We start from the raw sequence: 5,471 nt of genomic DNA on the forward strand, positions 1-5,471 counted from the left end.
CACCGGCTATATTTCAACCATGATGAATAAATCCGGGGCGGCCGGCGGGACGGGGGCCGGGGAAGCGACCGGCAAGGCGACTGGCAAAGCGACCGGCGAAGCGGCGGGCAGGGCGGCGGGCAGGGCGGCGGGCAGGGCGAAGGGGACGCGCGGCCGGCGGCGCGGCAGCCCCGACACCCGCGAGGCGATCCTCGCGGTGGCACGCCGCCGCTTCCTCGCCGAGGGGTACGGCCCGGTCACGATGCGGTCCATCGCCGCCGAGGCCGGCGTGGACGCCGCGCTGATCAGCTATTTCTTCGGGTCGAAGAAGGGGCTGTTCGGCGCCGTGCTGGGCCTGGTCGCCAACCCGCCCGAGGTGCTCGCGGGCGCGCTCCCCGGCGACCCCGCCACGCTGCCCGAACGCGTCCTGCGGGCGCTGCTGTCGGCCTGGGAGCATCCCGAGGGCGGCGCGCGGCTCAAGCTGCTGGTGCGGGCGGCCGTGCAGGACCCCGAGCTCGCCAGGCTGCTGCGCGACCTCCTGGAACGCGAGATCGTCGGCCGCATCGCCGAGCACGTCGGAGGCCCCGCGGCGGGCGCGCGGGCCGGCGCGTTCGGCACTAGTCTCGCCGGGCTGATCTTCGTCCGCTACATCATCGGCGTGGAACCGGTCGCGTCGATGACGCCCGATGAATTAATCGCCCGCCTCGCCCCGGGCCTGCGCGCCGCCCTCTACCCGCCGCCGCGGCCGCGCCCCCGGTAAGGGACAGGACGGCCGCGCGGTTCCGGACAGGACGCGCGCGGCCGACGGAGACTTTTGAAGAACGGGCCTCGGCAGGCCGGGGACCGGGGGCCTAGTCTGGTCGGGTCCGTCCGGCACGCACAGTCGGTGACACCATGATCACACAACCGGCGGGACCGCCGTGAGCGACAACTTCACGCATCGCGTGCTCCCCTACGACGGGGTGGCGGAGTTCCTCGGCGGCACCGTGCCGTTCCTGCGGGACGGCGTCGACGCGGGCGACCGCGTCCTCGCCGTGTGCGGGACCGCGCGCGAGATGCTGCTGCGCGACGCCCTCGGCCCCGCCGCGGACGCCGTGCGGTTCACCGACGCCGCCACCTGGTACGGCCATCCCTCCCGGACGCTCGCCGACTGCCTCGGCGACGCCGACGAGAGCGCCCGGCAGGGCCGCCGGCTGCGCCTGCTCGGCGAGCCGGCGTGGGCGTCGCGGTCGCCGCTGGAGGTCGTCGAGTGGCTGCGCGCCGAGGCGCTGCTGAACGTCGCGTTCCGCGGCACCGGCGCGTCCGTCCTGTGCCCCTACGCGGCCTCGCTGCCCGCCGCCGTCGTCGCCGCGGGCCGCAAGACGCACCCGGAGACCGTGCGCGGCACCCGCGCCCTGCCCAACCCCGGCTTCGTCGACCCGTGGACGTTCTGCGCCCGCTGCGACGCCGAGCCGCTGCCCCCGCCGCCGCCCGGCGCCGAGGCGCTGGAGCTGGACGCCCGGCCCGACCTGTACTGGCTGCGCGCCTGGGTCACCGACTGCGCGCGGCCGACGGCGCTGCCCGAGGAGGGGCGGCAGCGGCTGCTCGTCGCGGTCACCGAGGTCGTCACCAACGCGCTGCGGCACGGCGCGCCGCCCGTCGTCCTGCGGATGTGGACGGACGCGCCCGACGGCGCCCCGTCCCTCGTCTGCGAGGTCACCGACGCGGGGCGGTGGCCGCCCGGCGCCGGATACGGGCTCCTCCCGCCGCGCCCGGCCGACGCGTCGTCCGGCGGAGGGTTCGGGCTGTGGGCGGTGCGGCTGCTGTGCTCCACGGTGCAGATCCGCACGGGTGAGGCGGGCACCGCCGTCCGGCTGCGGCTCGCCCTGCCCCGCCCGGAGCGCCCCGATATAGACAGAGCGTGAGGAACTCCATGCGTTGGGCTTCCAAATCGTCCCGGGCGGCGTACGCTGAACAGATCCGCCCCGAACCCGATGGGCAGGCCATGGAGACACCCTGGTTCGCCGAACGCCCCGTCAGCGCAGTCCGGCCCGGAGACCACGGCTGGCTGGCCTACACCGGCCCCGAGGAGCGCGACCGCGTCATCGGGCCCTTCGTCCGGGAGGGCCTGGCGACCGACGAGAAGGTCGTGTACGTCACCGACCTGCCCGCCGAGCGCCTCCCCGGCGTCGGCGGCGAGGCCGACGCGGCGGAGGCCGTCCGGTCGGGCCGGCTGCGGGTCATCTCGCGGCGGGACGCCTGCCTCGACCGCGGCGGCGCCTTCACCCCGGCCATGATGGTCGACACCATCCGGCGGGAGGTCGACGGGGCGTTCGACGAGGGCTTCCGGGCCGTGCGCCTCACCACCGACTACAGCTGGGTGCTGCACGAGTCCGCGACCACCGACCTCGGCCGGATGCTCGGCTGCGAGCACCTGGTCGGCGACGCCGTATCACCGAGCACGATGGCGATGGCGATCTGCCAGATCGACCGGCGCGCGTGCCCGCCCGACCAGCTCATCGCCCTTCGCGACACACACGAGGTCCTCGTGGAAGTGAACCCCGAATTCGACGACGGGATCCTGAAGATAGTGCGCACGTTCGAGCCGGCCGGGCTGCGGATCGAAGGGGAGCTGGACGCCGCCCGGCACACGGTGGTCGCCGAGACGCTCGCGCGGGTCGGCGCGCAGCGCGGCAGCGTCCACCTGGACCTGTCCCGGCTCGGCTTCATCGACCTCGGCGGGCTCAACCTGCTGGCGCGGCACGCCACCCGGCTGCCCGCGCAGGGGGCGCTCGTCCTCGACAACCTCCGGCCGAACGTGGAGCGCGTCATCGAGACGGTCGGCTGGCACCGGCTGCCGGGCCTCGCCCGCGGCGCCGGGCGCGGGCTCCCGGAGACGGAGGACATCGCCTGATGACATTGGAGCACAGGGCGTTCATGTACGACGGCGCCGACGACTTCCTGTCGGTCACGGTGCCGTACCTGAGATCCGGGCTGGAACGCGACGAGGCCGTCATCGCGGTCGCCCGCGAGCCCAACCTCACCGCGCTGCGCGACGTGCTCGGCGACAAGGAGATCGTCTACGTCGACTCCGCGGGCTTCTACCGGCATCCCGTCCACACCCTGCGGGACTACCAGAACATCGTGCGCGAGCACGCCCCGCGCAGCGTGTGCGCGGTCGCCGAACCGGTGTGGGACGGCTGGGACGAGCGGCAGACCCTGGAGTGGATCCGGTACGAGTCCCTCATCAACGTGGTGTTCGAGGACGCCGACGCACGCGCGCTGTGCCCGTACGACACCCGGGCGCTGCCGCCCCGCATCCTGGCGGAGGCGCGCCGCACCCACCCGAAGGTGCTGGCCCCCGGCCACGACGGCGACAGCGCCGAGTACGTCGACCCGGTGGTGTTCGGTTCGACCTGCGACCGCGGCCTGCGCGCCGACCGCCCGCACGACGCCGAGTACCTGCCCGTCAACGGCGCCGACCTGCACCACCTGCGGTCGTTCGTCGCCGAGCAGGCCGGCCGGACCGGCCTCGGCGAGCAGGCGGCGCAGAACCTCGTCACCGCCGTCAACGAGGTCGCGGCGAACGCGCTGCAGCACGGCACCCCGCCGGTCGGCCTGTGGACATGGCAGGACGGCACCGGCCTGGTCTGCGAGGTCGGCGACCACGGCTTCTGGCGGCCCGACCCGCTGACCGGCTACATCCCGCCCGAGTCGGCCCTGCAGAGCGGCTTCGGCCTGTGGACCGTCCGCCTCCTGGTCGACCTGATGGAGCTGCGGGCCGGCTGGGACGGGACGTTCGTCCGGCTCCACAAGAGGCCCTAACCCGGAAGCCCGGAACCCGGAAGGCCGGGGCTCGGTCTCGCGGTGGGCGGGGCGGCGGTAGGCGAAGAAGTCGCGGTGGGCGAAGTAGCGGTGGGCGAAGTAGCGGTGGGCGGAGTGGCGGTGGGGGTGCCGGCGGGAGACCGTTCCCCCGGTGAGGCGGTCGGGTCCTCCCCTGGTGAGGAGGTCCGGTCCGGCGCGGGGGCTTCGGGGACAGGGGTCGGTGAGGCGGGCGGCGGCAGGGGCGTGGCGGGCGGTGCCATGGGGCGGGGCGGCTCCGATCCGCGCCCACCCGGCCAGAACAGGACGGCGACCGCCACCAGGACCGCGGCGGTGACGGCGGCGGCCAGCGCGGGGAACGCCCAGCGGCGCAGGACGCCCGGCCGGGCGTGCGCGGCCGCGTGCCCCGCGTCCCGGAACCGGCGGACGGCGGCGGCGTCCGCGTGGATCTCCCCGGCGGCGGCGCGGTAGTGCCGGCGCAGCAGGGCGTCCAGGTTCTCGGTCATGCGCGCCCCTCCCTCATGTGCTCGCGCAGCGCGGCCATGGCCCGCGCGGTGTGGCTCTTGACCGTCCCCCGGGAGATCCCCAGCGTCTCGGCGATCTCGTGTTCGGTGAGGTCGCACCAGTAGCGCAGCACCACCACCGCGCGCTGCTTCGCCGGCAGGGCGCGCAGCACCTCGTCGAGGTCGCCCCCGGCGGCGTCCCCCGGCGCCGCCGGAGCGCCCGCGAGCCGCTCCACGTCCGCGACGGACCCGACCGGGGTGTCCCGGCGCCGGGACCGCCGCTTCGCCTCGTCGATCGCGAGGTTGACCAGGACGCGGCGCGCGTACGCCTCCGGATCGCCGTCCGCGAGCCGGCCCCACCGCCGCGCGACCCGCTCGTAGGCGATCTGGACCAGGTCCTCGGCGAGGTGCCGGTCGTAGACGAGGAACACCGCGGTGCGCAGCAGCCGGCTCGCGGTGACGGCCACGAAGTCGTCGAACGCGGCCTCCGCCCCGCGCACCTCCCGGGCGCTCAACGTGGACAGACCGCACCTACCCGCCGTGGGACGGCTCCGCCGGCGCCGGCGCACCCGGCGGCTCGTACCCGGGCGGCGCCGGCGACGGGGTCGCCGAAGGAGCACGGCCCGGCCGCGCCGGCGACGGAACGGCCGTCGGCGGCACCGGCCGCGCGGTGGGGACCGGCTCCCGCGGCGCCTCGGACGGCGTCTCCGCACAACCCGCCGGAACGGGCTCGGGCGTCGCCGTCTCCGCCGGCGCCGGCCCTCCCGGACGCGTCGTCGGGTCCGGCTCCGTCGGCACCGGCCGCGGCACGGCGGTCTCCGACGGCGCCGGTCCTCCCGGACGTGTGGTCGGCGCAGGCTCAGGCGCCGCGGTCTCCGCAGGCTTCGGGACTCCTGGGCGTGCCGCCTGCTCCATGGGCGGGCACGGTGCGGGCGACGGCTTCCGCGCGGGGGCCAGCGCGTCCTTGGCGGCGACGGACCGGGCGTCCGAGGACGAGCCCGACGCGGCGGCCAGCCAGACGCCCGCGGCGACGAGGCCCGCCGCGCCGAGCCCGGCCAGCGCGAGCAGCGGGGCGCGGCGGATGTGACCCTTGTCGGTCATGTTGCTCCTCGGGGAGGAAGTTCCTTACACCCCGATAACCCCCGCCGGGCGCCGGGAGGTTGTCACGCGCCCGGGATTTCTCGGGTC

General features: G+C 75.8%; 7 protein-coding genes. 4 read left to right on the plus strand and 3 right to left on the minus strand.

The annotated features are described in order from the left end of the window. The 4 genes from ACIWVC_RS23905 to ACIWVC_RS23920 all read left to right on the plus strand — a co-directional run. On the plus strand, positions 1-739 hold a 739-nt coding region (locus tag ACIWVC_RS23905; protein ID WP_396450022.1), incomplete at its 5' end, for a TetR/AcrR family transcriptional regulator. 160 nt (positions 740-899) lie between these two features. Continuing rightward, positions 900-1,883: an anti-sigma factor RsbA family regulatory protein gene (locus ACIWVC_RS23910; RefSeq protein WP_396450024.1), complete on the plus strand. Its 984-nt coding sequence runs from the start codon at positions 900-902 to the stop codon at positions 1,881-1,883. An 80-nt stretch (positions 1,884-1,963) separates the two neighbouring features. Continuing rightward, the gene (locus tag ACIWVC_RS23915; protein ID WP_396450026.1) at positions 1,964-2,872 is read left to right on the plus strand and encodes an MEDS domain-containing protein; all 909 of its coding nucleotides are present in this window, start codon (positions 1,964-1,966) and stop codon (positions 2,870-2,872) included. Then, positions 2,872-3,783, plus strand: coding sequence for an anti-sigma factor RsbA family regulatory protein (locus ACIWVC_RS23920; protein WP_396454592.1), 912 nt, complete (start codon positions 2,872-2,874; stop codon positions 3,781-3,783). Before ACIWVC_RS23915 ends, ACIWVC_RS23920 begins: the two co-directional genes overlap by 1 nt. On the opposite strand, the gene ACIWVC_RS23925 is transcribed toward ACIWVC_RS23920, so the two are convergent. From ACIWVC_RS23925 to ACIWVC_RS23935, 3 genes are read right to left on the minus strand one after another with little or no spacing between them, the layout of a single operon-like run. Next, on the minus strand, positions 3,780-4,286 hold the full coding sequence (locus ACIWVC_RS23925; RefSeq protein ID WP_396454593.1) for a hypothetical protein: 507 nt from the start codon (positions 4,284-4,286) through the stop codon (positions 3,780-3,782). The genes ACIWVC_RS23920 and ACIWVC_RS23925 overlap by 4 nt on opposite strands. Continuing rightward, positions 4,283-4,798 (minus strand): SigE family RNA polymerase sigma factor, encoded by a 516-nt coding sequence (locus ACIWVC_RS23930; RefSeq protein ID WP_396454594.1) that lies wholly within the window; start codon positions 4,796-4,798, stop codon positions 4,283-4,285. Before ACIWVC_RS23930 ends, ACIWVC_RS23925 begins: the two co-directional genes overlap by 4 nt. Before the next feature lie 16 nt (positions 4,799-4,814). Beyond that, positions 4,815-5,384, minus strand: coding sequence for a hypothetical protein (locus ACIWVC_RS23935; protein WP_396454595.1), 570 nt, complete (start codon positions 5,382-5,384; stop codon positions 4,815-4,817). Between the last annotated feature and the right edge of the window lie 87 nt (positions 5,385-5,471).

Origin of the sequence: Actinomadura sp. (assembly GCF_044508335.1) — a bacterium.
Classification (GTDB): domain Bacteria; phylum Actinomycetota; class Actinomycetes; order Streptosporangiales; family Streptosporangiaceae; genus Spirillospora.